Origin of the sequence: Metabacillus sp. B2-18 (assembly GCF_021117275.1) — a bacterium.
In the GTDB taxonomy this organism is placed as follows: Bacteria; Bacillota; Bacilli; order Bacillales; family Bacillaceae; genus Metabacillus.
In genome coordinates, this window is the sequence record NZ_CP088245.1 from 3,525,662 (window position 1) to 3,546,223 (window position 20,562).

Consider the following 20,562-nt stretch of genomic DNA (forward strand, 5'->3'; position numbering starts at 1 on the left):
TTTCTGCACTTAGGAATAGCTTTCAGCTGTCCTTACTTTAGAATTTCTTTCAGCCAGGGAAATTCCTCTCTTTAAAGCGGTCACAACATACTTTTTTCCTTCATTGTTTTTTCATTATTGTACTATCGAGAATTATAGACAAGCGTTATTCAAATGTCAATGTTGTCGTCTAAATTGTGCCAAGTGAACAATAACAACCCTTAAAATGACTACAATAGGCACAGCTAGCATTAATCCTACAACACCAGCTATTTCTCCACCAGCCAATAACGCTAACATAATGACGATTGGATGCATATGAAGGCTTTTCCCCACTATTAAGGGCCCTAGAATATTTCCTTCTATAAATTGCAGCGCAAAGATAATGATCACTACAATAATGAGTGTTTTTGTTGACATTGTAGCAGCAATAATTAAAGCTGGTACCGCTCCAATCACTGGTCCAAAATAAGGAATGATATTTGTCACACCAATTAATAAACCAAGTATTAATGGATATTTCACATGAAAAAACCAAAGAGATAAAAATGCAACTGTTCCAATGATCAAACAAACAAACAGCTGACCACGAATATAGCTTCCTAATGAATGATCTATATCCTTTAGAAATTGAATCGCTTCATTTCTCCATCTTCGCGGGGTAAGATACCAACCAGCTTTTTTTATTTGATCATAATCTTTCAACATATAAAAAACTAAAAACGGGATGATCGCTAGAAGAAGCACATAATCAAATAAGCTCCTTAGACTATTGATCACTCTTTCGATTGTTAATGCAAGCCACTCTTCTGTTTGCTCAAACATCCGTTCAATTCGATCATGTATTCCATCTGGCCAACTGTCTGTTTGATCATGAATTGAATCAATCCATCTGTTATAAGTTGCTTGGAACTGGGGAAAGTTTTCAGATAAATCCCGTAATTGATTAACCAATACAGGTACACCTTTATAAAAACCGTATCCTAGTAAACCAAAAAATAATAAATAAATGATTAAAATTGAAATAGGTCTCGGCATCCCCGTTCGATGTAGTTTTTCAATAACCGGATGCAGTAAATATGTTATAAATGCACTAATAAGAAAAGGGATAAAAATGGCTTTAAACATTAGAAAAAAAGGAGCCCAAATAGAATATAGCTTAAAAAACACAAATACTGTTAACAAGCCTAATAATAAAATGGTAATTCGCAACAACCATTTTATTTGATTGTCTCTCATAGTCACTCCCCCTCTTTCTTATTTATTGTGGAGGGTGATTACGTTTTTTATGTACAAGGTTCATGTAATCTTTAAGAAAAGAGGAGCTGACGAATTCGCCAGCTCCTTACAATTAAAACATTTTCATAACACGTTTTCTCATTTTCTTCATAGAACGATTATTCATCATGTTTGTATTACGTGATAAATGATATGCTGCTGCCCCTACACCCATAGTTATTAATGAGGTTAAAGTTCGATTCAAGACCAATCTCCCCTTTACATGCTTATTGATCGTTCATCCTCAGAAAATAAATCATCAAGTGAGCTAAGTGTCCCATCTTCCTCAACTTGATGTGTTAATATTTTTCCTTTTGAAACAGATAGTTCAATAAAGCAACTCCAGCAGTAATATTGGTTTACACCGATCTTTCCAAGGTCTTTACTTCTACAATTCGGACATGAAAACAATCTAAGCACACCTCTTTTAATAAAGTTCAATGACGATCGCATCTTTGCCAATCGATAGTGGTTCACCGGAAGCCTTAACCACCTTTTTACCTTCAGCGATGTCAGCAAAAAATCCGTCCGTCAGTTCGTATGCCTCAATTGTGTCCATTTTTTCTGAAAAATATACGTCTTCTAATAATCCAAGCTTTTCCCCTTCTTTAGTGAGAACTGCTTTATTGCAAAGATCATCATAAGTGTTATACGTATATTGTTTTTTCATTTCATGTAATGACAGAAGCTTGTCCCTTTCTTCAACCATAACGCCGTTGTCTCCTACTGCATAAATTGATTCAAGAGGAACGAAGCGATTACGCTGAAAAAGGCCCTTGCCGTCCATCATAAGTCCGAATATAAATCCCTTGGAAGATAAGCAAACATTTGTTACATGACCAAGAATGTCTGCACTACTGCTACAATATACTGGAAGTCCCTTTAGCTTCGAAAATGTCCGCAAAGTCATCTCCACCTTTCCGAACATTTTTATATTTCGCCAGCTTCCATAAAGTCATACGGTGTAACGTTTTCCATGCCAATATTTGCATCCTCAAGGGGGAATGGCAATTGTTTTTGTAGTTCGTCAAGTTCTGAATCTTTTATTTGATCCGCTCCAAGCTTTAACATTAAGCTTGTTTGTCTTTCGGAACTTTCATTATTTGAAATTCCCCATTGTAAGGCTTCTAATTCACCACATAAAATAAGAGACCTTTTACTTCTTGTTACTCCTGTATAAATTAAATTTCGTCTTAACATTCGGTAATAGCCTTTAACAATAGGCATAATCACAATTGGAAACTCACTTCCTTGTGATTTATGAATAGAGCAACAAAAGGCATGTGTAAATTGATTAAAATCTTGTTTCGTATACGTTACTTCATTACCATCGAACGAAACTACGATCATATCTTCTTTTTCGGTATTTTCTTTTGCATAAAAAATGGATACAATCTCTCCAATATCTCCATTAAATACGTTGCTATCAGGCTGATTTACGAGCTGAAGCACTTTATCACCATTTCGGTACACAACATCACCGAAATTCAATTCTCTTTTACCAGATGCTTTTGGATTAAAAAGCTCCTGAAGTAATTTATTTAGCTGATCAATACCAGCAGGTCCTCTATACATGGGTGCCAGGATTTGTATATCTTTTGCTGTATATCCCTTTTTCAGTGCACTTTGTATGATTTTACCTATGACTTCTTTCATCTGAGCTTGAGAACACCTAATAAACGAACGATCCGAAGTTGGTGCCGCTATATTTTGTGGAAGTCTACCTTCCTTTATATCGTGGGCAAGTTCAATGATAGAAGATCCCTCTGCCTGACGGTAAATATCTGTCAGACGAACCGTTGGTATCACTTGAGATGCCAATAAATCACGAAGCACTTGACCAGGACCAACTGAAGGAAGCTGATCCTCATCGCCTACCATGATAACCTGAATTTCTTTAGGCAAAGCTTTAAATAATTGGTTAGCAATCCAAATATCAACCATTGAGACTTCATCAATGATCAGAAGTTTGCCTGCAATCGGGTTTTCTTCATCGTGTTCAAACCCATCTGCTCCATTCCATTTTAAAAGACGATGAATCGTAACCGCCGGCATTCCTGTGGCTTCACTCATACGTTTTGCCGCTCTCCCTGTTGGAGCTACAAGTACAATTGGAAAAGTTTCTTCCTTTTTATAATCTTTAGGATCAAGAGAACATCCATGTAAATCTGAATACAATTCTACAATCCCTTTAATAACGGTTGTTTTTCCTGTACCAGGTCCTCCAGTTAGTAGTAACATAGGTGACATTAGCGCCTTCTGAATCGCATCTTTTTGTGTTGGTGCATACTGCACATTCATTCTTTCCTCAAGGTTCCCCAGAGATAATAAAAATTCAGATTCAGGAAATAAATCCTCATATTCTGTTTGATCAAGGATCTTATTAATATTTTTTACCAATCCCTGTTCAGCAAAATAGAGTGATGGAAGGTAAGCACGGTTTTCTTCAACAATCATTTTTCCCTCTTCACCTAGTGCAATGATCTCATTTGCAATATCTGACTCGTGAATGGTTTCTTTTTTAGAGTGATCAAGGAGTTCCTTTGTTTTAACAATTAGCTGCTCCGTTGTAACATAAACATGACCTTCCTGTAGGCAAAGGTGCTCGACATTGTAATGACAAGCTGCTTTAATTCGTTCAGCACTTTTCCCCGATATACCAAGGTGCTCTCCAAGCTCATCCGCACGAACAAAACCAATTCCTTCTACATCCTGTACTAATTGATAAGGATTCTCCTGAATGATGGTTAATGTTTCATCTTGGTAAGTTTGATAGATCTTCATCGCAAGCTGTGGACCAAATCCAAACTGATTTAGCGCAATCATGATTTGCTCAAGACCTTGATGAGAAATTAGCGCATCAACCAATTGTTTTGCTTTATCTTTATTCACCTTAGGAATATCATCCAAAATGGAGGGGTTTTGTAAAATTTTTGAGATAGCGGATTCACCCAATTTTTCAACGATTGCTTCCGCTGTTTTTTTTCCGATACCTTTAAAAAGATCACTTGAAAGATATTGTATAATTCCTTCTTTTGTTTGAGGAATTTCTTTCCGAAAATGCTCGGTTTGAAATTGAAGCCCAAACTTAGGGTGATTTGTAAACGACCCAAAAAAAGTGTAGGTATCATCTTCATGCAGGAGGGGAAAGTAACCAGTAACAGTTATTTCTTTATCTTCTATATCTTCACTCGTTTCATGTACTCTTACTTTTAGCACTGAATAAAGATTTTGTTCATTATGAAAGATAACAACCTTAACTAGTCCTTTGACATAGCGCTCTTTTTCTCCAAATAAATCTGCACTCTCCTGCATTTTTTGCCTCTCCCTTCAGAGAACTTATCTCTCCATATTTCCATTCATAATTTTTAATGCATGTCCTGCCAACATATGGTCCGGCTGGATTTCTAATGCTTTATTCAGCATATCAATTGCTTTTTCACTATTTTCTTTAAAGGCGTATGCTACTCCTATATTATAAAAAGCATCGGCATGTTGCTCGTCTAGTTCGATAACTTCTTCAAATTGCACTAGTGCCTCATCAATTAATTCAAGCTGTGCCAAGCATAAACCATACTGGAATTTTGCATCACTATCATTTTCATTTAACTCTACTGCTCGTTGGAAATAAGGAAGAGCTAAACGGTTTTGACCAAGATTAAATAAACACATTCCTAACATAAAGTGTAAATCACCTTGATCTAAGCCTTTCTTTAATGCTTTTTCATACATATTTTTTGCTTCATCATAGTTTTCTTGATTAAAGTAAACATTTCCTGCTCCATAATAAGCTGTTGCAGAATCTTCATTTATTTCAATTGCTTTTTCATAAAATTTCAATGCCTTTTCAGGTTCATTAACTGCAGAAAGAAGATTGCCAAAGTTAATATAACTAATTGGGTTATTCGGATTTTTCTCAATTGCCTCCGAGAAAAGAGTTGCTGCTTCCTCGAACTCTCCTTTTTGCATTGCTTTAATTCCACGTTGATTAATATCCATCATAATCCTTCCTTTATCTAGTATGTAGTAAATATATAGGATACAGATAAAAAGGGCTGACTCATTGTGTCAACCCCTTCTAGTATCAGAAACATTTATTAAACCAAATTTTTCTCCCTTATCCAACATACCATAATTTTTCACCGTTTTTGAAAACTTCATCGATCGTTCCGCCACCTAAGCATGTATCACCATCATAAAACACTACTGCTTGTCCAGGTGTTACAGCACGAATCGGTTCTTTGAATGTTACCTTAGCGGTTTTGTCATCAATCATCTTGACTGTAACCTCATTATCTTGTTGACGGTAACGGAATTTGGCTGTACAGGTTAAATTCTTTACTTGTTTATCTGAAACCCAGCTCATATTTGTTGCCGTTATGCTATCAGAATATAGTAAGTCATTGTGGAAGCCTTGATCTACATATAACACATTTTTCTTTAGATCTTTACCGACTGCAAACCATGGTTCACCACTTCCACCAATTCCCAAACCATGTCTTTGACCAATTGTATAATACATAAGCCCGTCGTGTTTTCCCTTCACTTCTCCGTCAAGGGTCTTCATCATACCAGGCTGTGCAGGAAGATAGCCACTTAAAAACTCTTTAAAGTTTCTTTCACCGATAAAGCAAATTCCCGTACTATCTTTTTTCGTAGCAGTAGCAAGATTGGCTTTCTTTGCCATTTCACGAACAAGAGGTTTTTCAATATCTCCTAATGGGAACATGACCTTAGACAATTGCTCTTGACCTAGTTGGTTCAAGAAATAGGTTTGATCCTTATTGTCATCAACACCACGCAACATTTTATATTCACCATCTCGATATTCCACTCTTGCATAATGACCTGTTGCTAAGTAATCGGCACCTAGTGACATGGCATGTTCTAAAAATGCCTTGAATTTAATTTCTTTATTACACATTACATCAGGGTTTGGCGTTCTACCTGCTTTATATTCATCCAGGAAATATGTGAATACCTTGTCCCAATACTGCTTTTCGAAATTTACTGCATAATATGGAATACCAATTTGATTACAAACTTCAATCACATCATTATAATCCTCTGTTGCAGTACATACACCATTTTCATCTGTGTCATCCCAGTTTTTCATAAAAATTCCGATAACATCATAACCTTGCTCTTTTAAACGAAGAGCAGCAACAGAAGAGTCAACTCCTCCCGACATTCCTACAACTACTCTTATATCTTTAGGATCTTTTGTCATCCATTATTCACCTCCATGTAACTCTAAGCTGTCACTCTTTTTACAATTTTTGATATTTCATGGGCAGAATATCTAATATCTTCTAAGGATACTCCTAAACCAAAACTAAAGCGAACAGAAGATATGATCCGATCTGAGTCTTTTCCAAACATAGACACTAATACATGAGATGGATCAACAGAACCAGCTGTACAAGCAGAACCACTTGATGCAGCAATACCTGCCAAATCCAAATTCACTAAAAGAGACTCAATTTGAGTTTTCGGAAAGTAAATATTTAGAACGTGAGGTAGACCACTCAATTCTCCATTCACTTCAAATTGTATATCATGTTCTTTAAAAATCGAGATCATTTCCTGCTTATATTTCTTATATTCTTTTCGCTTACCTTCGCGATTGGATGCAGCAATTTCTGCTGCCCGACTGAATCCGCTAATTCCTGCAACATTCTCAGTACCAGCTCGTCGTTTCAACTCCTGTTCGCCACCATATAATGAAGGCTGAAGTTTAATACCGGCTTTAGCATATAAGAATCCAATACCCTTAGGCCCATTGATTTTATGTGCAGATGCAGTTAACAAATCAACACCCAACTCTTGTACGTTAATTTCTTCAATTCCATAAGCTTGAACAGCATCTGTATGAAAATACGCTGGGTATTCCTTTAGAAGTTTTCCTATTTCACGTATTGGCTGAATTGAGCCCACTTCATTATTACCAAACATAATTGAAACAAGCACTGTTTGGTCTGTTAAGTGTTGCTTGAGGTCATCTACAGAAATTAAACCACTTTCGTTAACAGGAAGGTAAGTAATATCGTAACCTATTTTCTCAAGGTATTTACAAGTGTGAAGTACTGCATGATGCTCTATTTCAGTTGTTATAATATGTTTACCGATTTGTTGATTGGCAAGTGCTGTACCGATAATAGCTAAATTATCAGCCTCTGTCCCACCACTTGTAAAAATTAATTCTCCTGGACTTGCGCCAATACTATTTGCAAGAATTCTTCTTGACTCATCAAGAATTCTCCTTGCTTCTCTTCCAAAAGAATGAATACTAGACGGATTACCGAACGTTTCAGTCATTACCTTCATCATTTGATCTGCAACATCAGGGTGAATCGGAGAAGTTGCAGCATGATCTAAATAAACTTTTTTCATTTTCCAACCTCCTTCCTATTAAAAATTTAGTAGCTTAACAAATTTTTAAATATAAAACATATATGGCTCTTGATCTCCGTCTGTATAACTAGCCAAATCTTCAAGCGTTGTGTTATCTAACACTTCTTTTACAGCGTCACGAATTCGTATCCACAGCTGTCTTTTTGCAGGTTCTTCATCCTCTAATACTTCAACAGGGCTTAAAGGCCCTTCAAGAACGCGAATAATATCCCCGGATGTAATATTTGCAGGCTCATCACCTAAAATATAGCCACCATAAGCCCCCCTAATACTTTTTACAAGACGAGCATTTCTTAAAGGTGCGATTAATTGTTCCAAATAGTGCTCTGATAAATCATGAGCCTGTGCAATGCTTTTTAATGAAGTTGGACCTTCACCGTGCTTTCTGGCAAGCTCAATCATAATTGTTAATCCATATCGGCCTTTTGTTGATATTTTCATAATAGTCCCCCTACATACCACGATCTAGTAAACTTGTTTGAAATTGGTTCTTATTAAGTAATTTCATGAATAATAAATTAGTTGTATTCTGACAAAAAGGAATCATAACTCCTGCAACATACCCCAGTGAAATTGTCGCAATCACTGTTCCAATAAAAACAGGACCTCCTAAGAGCCATCCAATGACAAGAACAATTACCTCAATCCACGCTCTAACAAATGTAATAGATTTTCCCGTTTTTTCAACCAGAGCCATCATTAAACTATCTCTTGGACCTGCACCGCATTTAGCAGATATATACAAACCCATTCCATAACATAGTATGACAATTCCCATCACCAACATAATCATTTTACCTAAAAATGATTCAGGAGTTTTTAGAACAGGAAGAAAGATAAACAAGTCAATAAATATTCCAATTGTAAACATATTGATAAAAGCTCCTACCTGCGGAAGCTTTCGCGTTAATAATGATGCAGATAGTAAAACGAGACCACCAATAATAATTGTCCATGAACCTATTGATAACCCTAACTGTTTATATAGCCCGATGTGTAAAACATCCCAAGCTGAAACACCTAAGTCAGCTTTAATTGTTAAAACAATCCCAAATGACATAATCAACAATCCTATAAAAAAGATTGACCATTTTAACAGAAGCTCAAGAGTATTTCTTGTATAAGATTTCAATGAAGGGTCCCCCTATATAGTCATAAACCCTTTACTGTGTAAGCAAGTGTTCAATTCATTAACTTTTTCCATTAGCCATTATAGCATAGATGGTGATATTAGACACTAAAACCGACTATATCGCTAGGACATGATTAATCTAACATGAAAAGTATTATTGATTATTCTTCTTAAACTGCTCAAGCTTGTAATAAATGGCTGATAATCTCTTTTCCTCACCAGCTTCCATTGGTTCGTAATATTTAGTTCCTTTTAAGTTACTTGGAAGGTATTCTTGCTGCACCCATCCGCCGAACGTTCCAATTGGGTGATCATGTGGGTATTTGTATCCAACATGTCCTAACACTTTTGAGCCAGCATAATGGCCATCTCTTAAATGCATTGGGATTTCCCCCACTTTACCTGTTCGAACATCCGCGATGGCCATATCCAAAGCTTTATATGCGGAATTCGATTTAGAAGATAAACACATCTCAACAACCGCAACTGATAAAGGAATACGTGCCTCGGGAAGACCTAACCGCTCACTTGCAATGACAGCAGACAAAACATTGTTACCAACAGATGTATTTGCCAATCCTATATCTTCATAGGCAATCACCACTAGCCTTCTATTTACGGCTACAAGATCCCCTGTCTCAAGTAAATGAGCCAAATAGTATAAAGCTGCATCTACATCGCTACCACGAATACTTTTTTGTAGGCTTGAAAGCAGATTATAAAAGTGAGTTCCCTTTTTATCACCATAAACACCTGTATTACCTGTCAGATCGTTAATAATAGAATCCTCCACTATATAGGTATCTCCTTCTTTAGTGGACGAGTAAACAATTGATTCTAATAAGGTTAAAGATTTTCTTGCATCTCCATTAGCACCATAAGCAATTTTTTTCACTTGCTCCTCGGATATTTGGATACTCATCATCCCTAAGCCATTTTTTTCATCTTTTAACGCCCGTTGAAGTAGCACTTCAATATCATCAACAGTTAATCTTGTTAATTGCTTAATTTGTCCGCATCGGCTTCGTATCGCTGGATTTACATCATGAAATGGGTTTTCCGTTGTTGCACCAATTAAGATAATGTCACCTCGTTCTACATGAGGTAGTAAATAATCTTGTTGAGCCTTATTAAAACGATGAATTTCATCCAGAAACAAGATAACTTTTCCTGTTAAACGAGTCTCCTCAACAACAGCTTCTACATCTTTCTTTCCTGCTGTTGTCGCGTTTAACGCTATAAAAGGTATGCTAGTCGTACCTGCAATAGCAAAAGCTATTGACGTTTTTCCAACCCCTGGCTCTCCGTACAATAACATGGATGGAACATATCCGTTTTTGATCATTTTATATAAACTTGTTTTTTCACCAATGATATCTTTTTGTCCTACGACCTCATCAATTGTTTTCGGTCTCATTCGAAAAGCAAGTGGCTCTCCATTCACTTTAAAACCCCCAGTACAATTCTACCTATAATTATATATGGAATCTTGATGTAAAGAAATAAAAGGAGCTTACCGTCCAAGCACTCCTAAGAATGAAATATGAATCTATGAACTCGAATAAGTATGAGTTTCTAGGAAATGATAAGGTTACGAACGAACATGTTAAAACGAGTAACTCGAAGGAGGTTATCGTGAAAAATAGACATGATGCGTGGACCCACGAAGAAGATATGCTTCTAGCAAAAACGGTAGTAAATCATATAAAGGATGGCAGTACACAAACTGCCGCTTTTAATGAGATCTCGGACAAGATAAACCGGACACCTGCTGCATGCAGCTATCGTTGGAATGCAGAGGTTCGAAAAGAATATGTGAATGATATTGAATTAGCAAAAAAGAAACATAAAGAAAATAAACGCAAATTAAATCAACACAACAATAAAAATACAAGCAAAAAGCCAAAAGAAGACCCTAACATTTTGGAGAGAGCAAAAACGATGCAAACTCAAAGTGAGTTTATTAATATCAATGACTGTATTATTTATCTAAATCAATTAAATAACATGCCCGAAAGCAATTCTTCACTGAAAGAAGAAAATAACCATTTACAAAAAGAAAAACAAGCGTTATATAAAAAAAATAAAGAGCTAGTGGACAGATATAAAAAACTAACAGAGCGGAAACATAAATTAGAAGAAGAATATAAAGTGCTGATGGTTTTAATTCAACATGCACAAAATACATCGGAAGAAGAGCTAAAAAAGGAATACTATCATTAACAGCTAAGAGGCTGCTTGAATGCAGCCTCTTAGCTTTGTTTTTCATCTTTCACTCTTGTAATTTTAATATCCTTCAAAAGTTCTGTAATAACATGACCACCCATGATTAACCCTGCCACAGAAGGGACGAACGCATTTGAAGATGGAGGCATTTTAGCCTTTCTTATCGGCGCAGCATCATTTCCAACTTCTTTACGAACTTCCTCCCGAATTACGATCGGGCTTTCGTCTGAGAAGACAACTTTAATGCCTTTTTTAATTCCTTCTTTACGTAAACGAGTTCGAATAACTTTTGCAATTGGATCTGTATGTGTTTTAGAAATGTCAGCAATTTGAAATCGAGTTGGATCCGTTTTATTTGCAGCACCCATACTTGAAATCACGGGTATATTACGCTTCAAACATTCTTTCATTAAATGAATCTTGTAAGAAATGGTATCTGAAGCATCAATCACATAATCCAAGTTTTGATCAAAAAATTGCTCATACGTTTCTTCTGTATAAAACATTTTTAGAGAAATAACTTCACATTCCGGATTAATATCCTTAATACGTGCAGCCATTAAATCTACTTTAGGTTGTCCAACAGTTGATACTAACGCGTGAATTTGACGATTCACATTTGTAATATCAACATCGTCTTTGTCAACTAATACAAGTCTGCCTACACCTGACCTTGCAAGAGCCTCGGCTGAAAAGGAACCTACACCACCAATTCCTAATACAGCTACCGTACTATTTTTTAGAATATTTAATCCTTCCTTACCAATCGCCAGTTCATTACGTGAAAATTGATGTAGCAACTAACTCACTCCAATTATTAACCTATTTCGTTATCTTGCATAATGACAGTATTTTTACCTGAAAACGAATATAACATACATCGATAGAAAAGCAAGCGTTTTTTGTTTTTTAATCCTATATAAAAAGGGTCACCCTTGTGGAATGACCCTTTCGCTTTGATATGTAGTATAGTCCCAATCGTGCCGTCGCCATTTCCCTCGTTTTGATCCCGCACTCAGCAGGTGGGTGCTTTATTTCAGAGTTTGTAAGTCCTCAATCCGAGGTAGAGGCATGTACTCTGTCTGAAAACTCAAGCTCCCGTATAAACAATGTTAGGTCAAAACTAGGTGTACAACGAACACATCAGGACTTTGTGTTATAGAGATAATATCATAAGCAAATTTTCATTTCAAGATCTTGACAATTAGTCACGCAGTTCAAGATTTAATTCTTCGAGCTGCGCTTCGCTAACAGTGCTTGGTGCGTTTGTTAATAAATCACTTGCACTAGCTGTTTTAGGGAAAGCAATCGTATCGCGAAGATTTGTGCGCCCAGCTAAAAGCATAACTAATCTGTCTAATCCAAGTGCAATACCACCATGTGGAGGTGTTCCATATTCAAAAGCTTCTAATAAGAAACCAAACTGCTCTTTTGCTTCTTCTTCTGAGAATCCTAAAAGCTTAAACATTTTCTCTTGAACATCTTTTTCGAATATACGAATAGATCCGCCACCTAGTTCGTAGCCGTTCAGAACAATATCATACGCTTGTGCTTTCATATTACCTGGGTCTGTGTCAAAAAGATCTATGTCTTCACGAGCAGGCATTGTAAATGGATGGTGAGCTGCATAATAACGTTTAGTTGCTTCATCATATTCTAATAACGGCCAATCTACTACCCATAGGAAATTAAACTTGCTTTCATCGATCAGTTGTAAGTCTTTTCCTAGCTTTGAACGAAGAGCACCTAATGAATCTGCCACCACTGACTTCTTATCTGCAACGAATACAAGTAGATCTCCAATAGTTGCTTCAAGTGTTTGCAATAAACCTTTTTGTTCTTCCTCTGTGAAGAATTTAATAATCGGTCCTTTTAAGCCGTCTTCTTCAACTTTTAACCAAGCTAATCCTTTTGCTCCATAAGGTGCAACGAACTCTGCTAATGCATCCATATCTTTTCTAGAGTATTTCTCAGCAGCACCTTTTACATTAATTGACTTAACTTGACCACCGTTAGCTACAACCGTGTTAAACACCTTTAATCCACTATCTTTAACGATTTCACTAACATCGACAAGCTCTAAACCAAATCGTGTATCCGGCTTATCCGAACCGTAACGTCCCATCGCTTCATCATACGTCATTCTTGGAAGTGGTAACTCAATGTCAACGTTTTTCGTTTCTTTCATGATTCTAGCCATCATTTGCTCTGTCATTGACATAATATCGTCCTGACTCATAAATGAAGCTTCAATATCTATTTGAGTAAACTCTGGCTGACGGTCAGCACGTAAATCTTCATCACGGAAGCAGCGAGCAATTTGATAGTATTTATCAAAACCTGAAACCATTAGTAATTGCTTAAAAATTTGAGGTGATTGTGGTAATGCATAAAATTCACCTTCATGCACGCGGCTAGGTACTAAATAATCGCGTGCTCCTTCAGGAGTACTTTTTGTTAAAATTGGTGTTTCAATATCTAAAAAGCCATTATCATCTAAAAAGCTTCTCATCGATTTTGTCACATTATGACGCATTTGAATGGTATTCAACAATGCTGGTCTTCTTAAATCTAAATAACGATATTTTAAACGAACATCCTCTGAAACTTCTTCTGATTTATCTTCAATTATAAATGGCGGGTTTTTAGCTGCATTGATAATTGTTACTTTTTCAACAATAACCTCAATTGTACCAGTTGATACATTTGGATTAATTGTTTCCTCATCACGGCTTACAACCTTACCTGTTATATCTAACACGTACTCACTACGAACTCGCTCTGCAATCGCTAACGCTTCCGGTGAAACCTCCGGGTTAAAAACAACCTGTACTACGCCAGTACGGTCACGTAGGTCGATAAAAATAACTCCTCCCAGATCACGTCTTTTAGCAACCCAACCTTTTAATACAACTTCTTCTCCAATTGCTGACTCTGGAACTTCACCACAATAATATGTTCGGCCAAACATGTAATCCCTCTCCTTTATACCTTAGATGTTAAATATGTTATAACTTCTTCTATTGAAACTTCTTCTTGAGTGCCTGTTTCCATATTTTTAACGGCAATCACATTTCTTTCAAGCTCATCATCACCTAGTACCGCAACATATTTTGCTTGATGACGGTCAGCAGATTTAAATTGAGCCTTCATTTTTTTATCTTCATAATCTTTTTCTGCAATAAGACCTGCATTTCTCATTTCATAAAGTAAGGAAACGGCACGATCTTTAGCCTGATCCCCCATAGTAACTAAATAACAGTCAATAGATGAGGTAATTGGAAGTTCAATTTTTTCTGCTTCAAGCGCCGCTAATAAACGCTCAATGCTCAAAGCAAAACCAATTCCAGGTGTTTCAGGCCCTCCTATGTCTTGAGCCAATCCATTATAGCGCCCACCACCACATAGAGTGGTAATAGCACCAAAGCCCTCTGCATTACTCATAATCTCAAAAGCGGTATGGTTATAATAATCTAACCCTCTTACTAGTCCAGGATCTACTTCAAATGAGATACCATTTGCACCTAAATAATCTTGAACTTTTTGGAAATACTTCTTAGAATCATCGTTTAAAAATTCTAAAATGGATGGAGCTGTTTCCATTAATTCATGGTCACGATCTTTTTTACAATCTAAGATCCGTAATGGATTTTGCTTCAGACGCGTCTGGCAATCAGAACAAAACTCTTCAATTCTAGGTTCAAAGTGAGCTATTAGTGCTTCACGATGGGCTTTACGACTTTCTGCATCACCTAAGCTATTAATTACTAGCTTTAAGCTCTTTAATCCAAGTGTTTGGTATAAATTCATTGCTAAAGAAATTACTTCTGCATCAATTGCAGGATCATTACTTCCTAATGCTTCTACACCAAATTGGACAAATTGACGAAATCGTCCAGTTTGTGGTCGTTCATATCTAAACATAGGTCCGATATAATAAAGCTTAGTTGGCTGTGATGGATTCGCATAAAGCTTTTTTTCTACAAACGATCTTACAGTTGAAGCTGTTCCCTCAGGTCGAAGAGTAATACTTCTTCCTTTACGATCCAAAAAGGTATACATTTCCTTTTGAACAATATCGGTACTCTCTCCAACACCTCTTGCAAACAGCTCCGTATGTTCAAATATTGGTGTGCGAATCTCCTTATACTGATATCTGTTACATAAATCTCTAGCAGTATTCTCAACAAACTGCCATTTCTCAACTTCTCCAGGTAAAATATCCTGAGTTCCTCTAGGAATCTGGAATGACATAATACTTTCTCCTCCTAATACGAAATGCGGAAGGCACCCGTTTAACGGCGACAAGCATAAGACGAGTAGGAATAGAAGGTTGCCCTTTACCTTCAATTCCTACTTGGCTTATGACCTCGAGGCAGCCAAAAACGCAACGTCCTGTTGACTGCACCTGCACGTCCTGTGCTTCGCCGGTGGCGCCTGTAGCTAGACATTAAAACTTTTTTCAAAAGAACACCACAAATTTTTTACAACAAAAAAACTCCCGTCCTACATCATGTAGGGACGAGAGTTATACCCGTGGTTCCACCCTAGTTGAAGCTGTCTAATGACCTCTTCCACTCAATCAGTTAACGCCTGTATACGTCCTGCCCCTACTAAACGAATGTTTTTCAGAGAGAAACCTAAGGAGTGTTCTTCAATAAGTCATCATGTAGAAATGCTTTCAGCCCCGGACATTTCCTCTCTTGTCATGTGTATTCTTATTTACTGTTCTCCCTCAATGGTTCATAAAAATATGTATGTTTCATTGATAAGATTCTATCGAATTTTATCTTATCATACGTATCTTTGCTGTACATTGTCAAGAACGATTTAAATGTTTTTTTAAATTTTTTACCTCGCGTAATGAAATTCCAAACTCTGAGGCAAGTTCAAAGGAGCTTTCATTTTGTTCTTTTGTCATAAAATCATGAAAATCGATTCCAAAAACATCACGTCGTGAATGCATTAATTCACCTTTATCACTATTTCTCATTTTTAACACACCTCTTTTCAGAAAGGATCAAATTTATAATTCCCTTTTTGGAAGAATTTATTTCAGATTTTAAAGGATCATGAAGATCAGCAGAGAATGAATAATTTGGTAGACCTTTAAAAGGAGGACTTTCTCTTGATTCGCAAAAACCGAACCAACATGATTTGTTTCATACTTTTATTTACAGCTTTTTTATTGAATTCTTCTGTTATAAAGGCCGAAAACAAACAAGTGATCATAAATGTAGAACAAAACTATGTTAGAAGTGGAGCTGGTCTTACCTATTCAGTTATTGCCAAAGTTAAAAAGGGACAAACATTTAATGTGTTAGAAAAGAAGAGGAACTGGATTAAAATTAAACTTTCCCCAACTTCTTCAGGATGGATCCCAAGTTGGTTTACTATAAAAGAAAATTCTGATTCCAAACTTGCTAATAAAAAAACGACTCATTATGAAGTCATATCACTCGCATCTGGACTTAGAATTCGTTCAGGTCCTGGATTATCTTTTGATATGATTGGAAGCTTTGAATATGGAAAAACAGCAATATATCTTGACAAAAGCGGTGAGTGGACACAAATACTCTATTCGGGTAAAACAGGTTGGGTATCCAACAGTTACATAGAGAAAACGAATAGGGCGTCAACAAGAATGGCAAAGGGAATTGTTACAGCTCCTATTTTGAGTATTAGAGATAAAGGAACTTTCTCAGGTAAGGTTCTATCATCAGTACCAAAAAACACAGAGGTGATGATTCTTCAAGAAAAAAACAATTGGTATAAAATATCTTTTAAAAATGAAACTGGCTGGGTTGCAGGATGGTTTATCAAAAAAACAGCAGATACCCAATTCGATACAGATTTAAGCAAGTCTGATCAAACCGTAAAAATTATGTTCGATGGAACCAATATCCGTTCAGGGTCTTCTACGAATAGCACGATTGTGAAAAGAGTCAATTTAGGAGATACATTTCAAATTCTTCAAACAGATGGAGATTGGTATAAGGTTGCCCTTAATGACAAAAAAAGTGGATATGTTGCCGGGTGGGTTGTTGAAACGAGTGGTGTAACTGATCCAATAAGAAGACCAGGTGCCGCACAATATGTTAAAGGTAAAACAATTGTTATAGACCCTGGTCATGGGGGCCAAGATGGTGGAGCAGTTGGCAATGGGGGGACGTTAGAGAAAAATCTTACCCTTACAACAGCAAAGTTAGTATATGATAAGCTGAAATCTGCTGGAGCTAATGTTTTTATAACAAGATCAACAGACACATACATTAGCTTAAATTCAAGAGTCAGTACATCTCATTATCGAAATGCAGAAGCGTTTATCAGTCTTCACTATGACAGTGCTGTTGATCCAAATGCTTCAGGTACTTCAGCCTACTTCTATCATTCACTTAAGGATGCACCATTAGCATTCAGTCTTAACAAAGAGCTAACTCAACAAACAAGACTTATTGATCGCGGTGTCAAATTTGGAAATTTCCATGTTCTTAGAGAAAACCACTCACCTGCTGTCCTATTAGAGCTTGGATTTTTAAGTAATCGAACTGAAGAATTAACGATAAATAGTGCCAGTTATCAAGAACATGCTTCACAAGGAATCTTTAATGGAATTGCGTACTACTTCAAATAAAGTACACTTGAAAAACAAAAAGGTTAGTTTCCCAACAACTAGTTGGAGAAACTAACCTTTATTTACTCTCAATAATTAATGTAACAGGACCATCATTTGTAAACTGAACATCCATCATAGCACCAAATGTTCCAGTTTCAACATGCAGCCCCTTATCTTTTAACTTTTGATTAAACATTTCATATAAATTGTTTGCATAATCCGGCTTTGCTGCATTCATGTAATTAGGACGTCTCCCTTTTCGGCAATCACCATATAAAGTGAATTGTGAAACAGAAAGTACTTCACCTTCTATATCAAGCAAAGAATAATTCATTTTTCCTGATTCATCTTCAAAAATTCTCAAATGAGCAATTTTTTCTGCTAAGTACTCAGCATCTGTCTCAGTGTCGTCATGTGTAATTCCTACAAGCACCATTACACCTGCTTTTATATTTCCAACTACGTCTCCTTCGACTGTTACTTGAGCATCCTTAGCTCGTTGAACAACTACCTTCACAATAAAACCTACCTTAATTCATCATTCTTCGAACCGAATAAATATCCGGTATTTGTTTAATTCTTTCAACTACCTTTTGCAAGTGATTAATATTTGAGATAGAAATAGCCATATTAATTGTCGCAACTTTATTTCGATCAGATTTACCTGCAACTGACGAAATATTCGTTTTTGTCTCATTCACAGCTTGAAGAACTTCATTTAATAAACCACGACGATCATATCCAAGTATTTCAATTTCAACATTGTATTCCTTACGACTTGATAAGGGCTGATTTTCCCATTCAACATCAATTAATCGCTCTTTAGCATCTTCTGTATGCACATTTGTACAGTCAGATCGGTGAACAGATACTCCTCTACCCTTTGTAATAAATCCAACAATGTCATCCCCTGGAACTGGATTACAGCATTTTGAAAGGCGAATTAATAGATTATCAATACCCTTAACTTGTACACCTGCATCACGCTTACGGGAAGATGTAGAAGGAACTTGTTTTACTTCATTCATTACTTCCTGAATATTCTTTTCCTGTTCCTCTTGGTCACGTTTTTTACGCCATTTTTCTGTTAAGCGGTTGGCTACCTGCAACGCTGTTACACCATTATATCCAACAGCTGCATACATATCTTCTTCATTTGAAAAGTTAAACTTTTCGGCTACCCGTTGCAAATTATCAGATGTCATGACTTCTTTTATATCGAAATCAAGATTTTTGATTTCTTTCTCAACCATTTCTTTTCCTTTTTCAACGTTTTCTTCTCGACGTTGCTTTTTAAAGAATTGGCGGATTTTATTTTTTGCTTGTGATGTTTGTGCAAGCTTTAACCAATCTTGGCTTGGACCATACGAATGCTTAGACGTTAGGATTTCAATGATGTCACCAGTTTTTAATTTATAATCAAGCGTAACCATCTTGCCATTTATTTTCGCACCTATTGTCTTATTCCCAATTTCGGAATGAATTCGATAGGCAAAATCAATTGGGACGGAACCAGATGGTAATTCAATTACATCTCCTTTAGGAGTGAAAATAAAGACCATATCTGAGAAAAGATCAATTTTTAATGACTCCATAAACTCTTCTGCATTCGTCACATCATTTTGAAATTCTAGTATTTCTCTAAACCATGATAGTTTTTTCTCTAATGTTGTTTTCTCATCAATATCTTTTCCTTCTTTGTAAGCCCAATGTGCAGCGATTCCATATTCGGCAATCTGATGCATCTCAAATGTTCTAATTTGAACTTCAAGGGGATCTCCTTTAGGTCCAATAACCGTTGTGTGAAGAGATTGGTACATATTAGGCTTTGGCATTGCAATATAATCCTTAAAGCGTCCAGGCATAGGTTTCCAGCAAGTGTGAATAATACCGAGGACAGCATAACAATCTTTAATGCTATTCACAACAATTCGGACTGCCAAAAGATCATAGATTTCATTAAATTGTTTATTCTGAAGAACCATTTTACGATAAATACTGTAAATATGTTTCGGTCTTCCAGAAAATTCCGCTTCAATATTTACTTCGTCTACACGCTCACGTACTTCATCAATTACTTGATCTAGATACTCTAACCGCTCCTGACGTTTCTTTTTCATTAGATTTACGATTCGATAATATTGCTGTGGATTTAAGTATCTAAGCGATGTATCTTCAAGCTCCCATTTGATTTTTGAAATCCCTAATCTATGAGCTAGAGGAGCAAAAATCTCAAGTGTCTCATTTGAGATACGTCTTTGCTTTTCTTGTGGCAAATGCTTTAACGTTCTCATGTTATGAAGACGGTCTGCTAGTTTGATGAGAATAACCCGGATGTCCTGAGCCATTGCAACAAACATTTTACGATGGTTTTCTGCTTGCTGTTCTTCTTTTGATTTATATTTTATTTTTCCTAGTTTTGTAACACCATCGACGAGCATTGCCACTTCATCATTAAATTCATTGCGCAAATCCTCAAGAGTGACCTCTGTATCCTCCACAACATCATGTAAGAAGCCACCAGCAATTGTTGATGGATCCATCTCTAAATCTACCAATATCCCCGCGACTTGAATAGGATGGATAATATATGGCTCTCCCGATTTACGGAATTGTTCTCTATGTGCTTCTTCAGCAAAATCATAGGCACGTTGAATAAAAGCGGTATCTTCGACTGATAAATATCGCTGTGCCTTTTGAATTACTTGCTCAGAAGATAATACTTGTTCATTAGACATGGAATCACCTTTTTGTATTGAAACTTTGATAAACCTCTAAATAAGGAACTGCGCGAAAAATCTGATTTATTCATGTGAAAATCGAGGTGACGAAAAAATTTCATCAATACGATTAGAAAATTTACTATATTGTAACTATTATCAATAAAAAAAGTGGAGATGTAAAGAGGTACATACTA

At 36.3% G+C, this 20,562-nt stretch carries 19 protein-coding genes, 1 other RNA gene and 2 other annotated features (1 of these 22 running past the window's edge); of the genes, 2 read left to right on the plus strand and 18 right to left on the minus strand.

Translation table 11 applies throughout. From position 1 onward, the window contains the following. Positions 1-113: a binding site (T-box leader), on the minus strand (it extends 95 nt beyond the left edge of the window). A gap of 43 nt (positions 114-156) precedes the next feature. The 11 genes from LPC09_RS17980 to LPC09_RS18030 all read right to left on the minus strand — a co-directional run bounded on the left by LPC09_RS17980 (position 157) and on the right by LPC09_RS18030 (position 10,247). After that, positions 157-1,218 (minus strand): AI-2E family transporter, encoded by a 1,062-nt coding sequence (locus LPC09_RS17980; RefSeq protein ID WP_098797919.1) that lies wholly within the window; start codon positions 1,216-1,218, stop codon positions 157-159. Between the two features lie 112 nt (positions 1,219-1,330). Continuing rightward, complete coding sequence (locus LPC09_RS17985; RefSeq protein WP_121662931.1) at positions 1,331-1,462, minus strand: YrzQ family protein; 132 nt, start codon at positions 1,460-1,462, stop codon at positions 1,331-1,333. A 14-nt stretch (positions 1,463-1,476) separates the two neighbouring features. Continuing rightward, the gene (locus LPC09_RS17990) at positions 1,477-1,668 is read right to left on the minus strand and encodes a hypothetical protein (RefSeq protein WP_121665060.1); all 192 of its coding nucleotides are present in this window, start codon (positions 1,666-1,668) and stop codon (positions 1,477-1,479) included. Between the two features lie 16 nt (positions 1,669-1,684). Next, the gene (locus LPC09_RS17995; protein ID WP_231307929.1) at positions 1,685-2,161 is read right to left on the minus strand and encodes a PRC-barrel domain-containing protein; all 477 of its coding nucleotides are present in this window, start codon (positions 2,159-2,161) and stop codon (positions 1,685-1,687) included. 26 nt (positions 2,162-2,187) lie between these two features. Next, positions 2,188-4,572 carry an SF1B family DNA helicase RecD2 gene (recD2, locus tag LPC09_RS18000; protein ID WP_098797922.1) on the minus strand — a complete coding sequence of 795 codons (2,385 nt, stop codon included), beginning with the start codon at positions 4,570-4,572 and terminating at the stop codon, positions 2,188-2,190. Positions 4,573-4,596: 24 nt separating this feature from the next. Further along, on the minus strand, positions 4,597-5,256 hold the full coding sequence (locus LPC09_RS18005) for a tetratricopeptide repeat protein (RefSeq protein WP_231307930.1): 660 nt from the start codon (positions 5,254-5,256) through the stop codon (positions 4,597-4,599). A 118-nt stretch (positions 5,257-5,374) separates the two neighbouring features. After that, positions 5,375-6,487: a tRNA 2-thiouridine(34) synthase MnmA gene (gene mnmA / locus LPC09_RS18010; protein WP_098797924.1), complete on the minus strand. Its 1,113-nt coding sequence runs from the start codon at positions 6,485-6,487 to the stop codon at positions 5,375-5,377. Between the two features lie 23 nt (positions 6,488-6,510). After that, on the minus strand, positions 6,511-7,650 hold the full coding sequence (locus LPC09_RS18015; RefSeq protein WP_098797925.1) for a cysteine desulfurase family protein: 1,140 nt from the start codon (positions 7,648-7,650) through the stop codon (positions 6,511-6,513). Positions 7,651-7,695: 45 nt separating this feature from the next. Next, complete coding sequence (cymR, locus tag LPC09_RS18020) at positions 7,696-8,112, minus strand: cysteine metabolism transcriptional regulator CymR (RefSeq protein WP_098797926.1); 417 nt, start codon at positions 8,110-8,112, stop codon at positions 7,696-7,698. Positions 8,113-8,122: 10 nt separating this feature from the next. Beyond that, a complete protein-coding gene (locus LPC09_RS18025) occupies positions 8,123-8,803 on the minus strand; it encodes a YczE/YyaS/YitT family protein (protein WP_176551114.1) in 681 nt (226 codons plus the stop codon). 154 nt (positions 8,804-8,957) lie between these two features. Next, positions 8,958-10,247: a replication-associated recombination protein A gene (locus LPC09_RS18030; RefSeq protein WP_098797927.1), complete on the minus strand. Its 1,290-nt coding sequence runs from the start codon at positions 10,245-10,247 to the stop codon at positions 8,958-8,960. Positions 10,248-10,438: 191 nt separating this feature from the next. On the opposite strand from LPC09_RS18030, the gene LPC09_RS18035 reads away from it, so the two are divergent. After that, a complete protein-coding gene (locus LPC09_RS18035) occupies positions 10,439-11,026 on the plus strand; it encodes an RsfA family transcriptional regulator (protein ID WP_098797928.1) in 588 nt (195 codons plus the stop codon). 29 nt (positions 11,027-11,055) lie between these two features. Here LPC09_RS18035 and LPC09_RS18040 read toward each other — a convergent pair whose 3' ends face one another. The 5 genes from LPC09_RS18040 to LPC09_RS18060 form a co-directional block, all read right to left on the minus strand. Beyond that, positions 11,056-11,829 (minus strand): tRNA threonylcarbamoyladenosine dehydratase, encoded by a 774-nt coding sequence (locus LPC09_RS18040; protein ID WP_098797929.1) that lies wholly within the window; start codon positions 11,827-11,829, stop codon positions 11,056-11,058. A 167-nt stretch (positions 11,830-11,996) separates the two neighbouring features. After that, positions 11,997-12,182: non-coding RNA, 6S RNA (gene ssrS, locus LPC09_RS18045), on the minus strand. Positions 12,183-12,233: 51 nt separating this feature from the next. Then, entirely contained in the window at positions 12,234-14,000 is a 1,767-nt protein-coding gene (gene aspS, locus LPC09_RS18050; protein ID WP_098797930.1) for an aspartate--tRNA ligase, read from the minus strand. A 14-nt stretch (positions 14,001-14,014) separates the two neighbouring features. Further along, positions 14,015-15,283, minus strand: coding sequence for a histidine--tRNA ligase (hisS, locus tag LPC09_RS18055; RefSeq protein WP_231307931.1), 1,269 nt, complete (start codon positions 15,281-15,283; stop codon positions 14,015-14,017). Between the two features lie 260 nt (positions 15,284-15,543). After that, positions 15,544-15,777 (minus strand) — a binding site (T-box leader). Between the two features lie 71 nt (positions 15,778-15,848). Then, positions 15,849-16,022: a hypothetical protein gene (locus LPC09_RS18060; protein WP_176551115.1), complete on the minus strand. Its 174-nt coding sequence runs from the start codon at positions 16,020-16,022 to the stop codon at positions 15,849-15,851. A gap of 135 nt (positions 16,023-16,157) precedes the next feature. Between LPC09_RS18060 and LPC09_RS18065 the strand changes: the two genes are divergently transcribed. Next, positions 16,158-17,663, plus strand: a complete 1,506-nt coding sequence (locus LPC09_RS18065) for an N-acetylmuramoyl-L-alanine amidase family protein (protein ID WP_231307932.1) — start codon at positions 16,158-16,160, stop codon at positions 17,661-17,663. Positions 17,664-17,721: 58 nt separating this feature from the next. Here the strand turns inward: LPC09_RS18065 and dtd are convergent, their stop codons facing one another. Beyond that, the gene (gene dtd / locus LPC09_RS18070; RefSeq protein WP_098797933.1) at positions 17,722-18,162 is read right to left on the minus strand and encodes a D-aminoacyl-tRNA deacylase; all 441 of its coding nucleotides are present in this window, start codon (positions 18,160-18,162) and stop codon (positions 17,722-17,724) included. 13 nt (positions 18,163-18,175) lie between these two features. Continuing rightward, the gene (locus LPC09_RS18075) at positions 18,176-20,383 is read right to left on the minus strand and encodes a RelA/SpoT family protein (RefSeq protein ID WP_098797934.1); all 2,208 of its coding nucleotides are present in this window, start codon (positions 20,381-20,383) and stop codon (positions 18,176-18,178) included. Positions 20,384-20,562 lie beyond the last annotated feature (179 nt).

Coding starts and splice junctions, on each gene's coding strand:
- LPC09_RS17980 (WP_098797919.1), bottom strand. CDS start 1,218: ATGAGAGACAATCAAATAAAATGGTTGTTGCGAATTACCATTTTATTA.
- recD2 (WP_098797922.1), bottom strand. CDS start 4,572: ATGCAGGAGAGTGCAGATTTATTTGGAGAAAAAGAGCGCTATGTCAAA.
- LPC09_RS18005 (WP_231307930.1), bottom strand. CDS start 5,256: ATGGATATTAATCAACGTGGAATTAAAGCAATGCAAAAAGGAGAGTTC.
- mnmA (WP_098797924.1), bottom strand. CDS start 6,487: ATGACAAAAGATCCTAAAGATATAAGAGTAGTTGTAGGAATGTCGGGA.
- LPC09_RS18015 (WP_098797925.1), bottom strand. CDS start 7,650: ATGAAAAAAGTTTATTTAGATCATGCTGCAACTTCTCCGATTCACCCT.
- cymR (WP_098797926.1), bottom strand. CDS start 8,112: ATGAAAATATCAACAAAAGGCCGATATGGATTAACAATTATGATTGAG.
- aspS (WP_098797930.1), bottom strand. CDS start 14,000: ATGTTTGGCCGAACATATTATTGTGGTGAAGTTCCAGAGTCAGCAATT.
- hisS (WP_231307931.1), bottom strand. CDS start 15,283: ATGTCATTCCAGATTCCTAGAGGAACTCAGGATATTTTACCTGGAGAA.
- LPC09_RS18060 (WP_176551115.1), bottom strand. CDS start 16,022: ATGAGAAATAGTGATAAAGGTGAATTAATGCATTCACGACGTGATGTT.
- LPC09_RS18075 (WP_098797934.1), bottom strand. CDS start 20,383: ATGTCTAATGAACAAGTATTATCTTCTGAGCAAGTAATTCAAAAGGCA.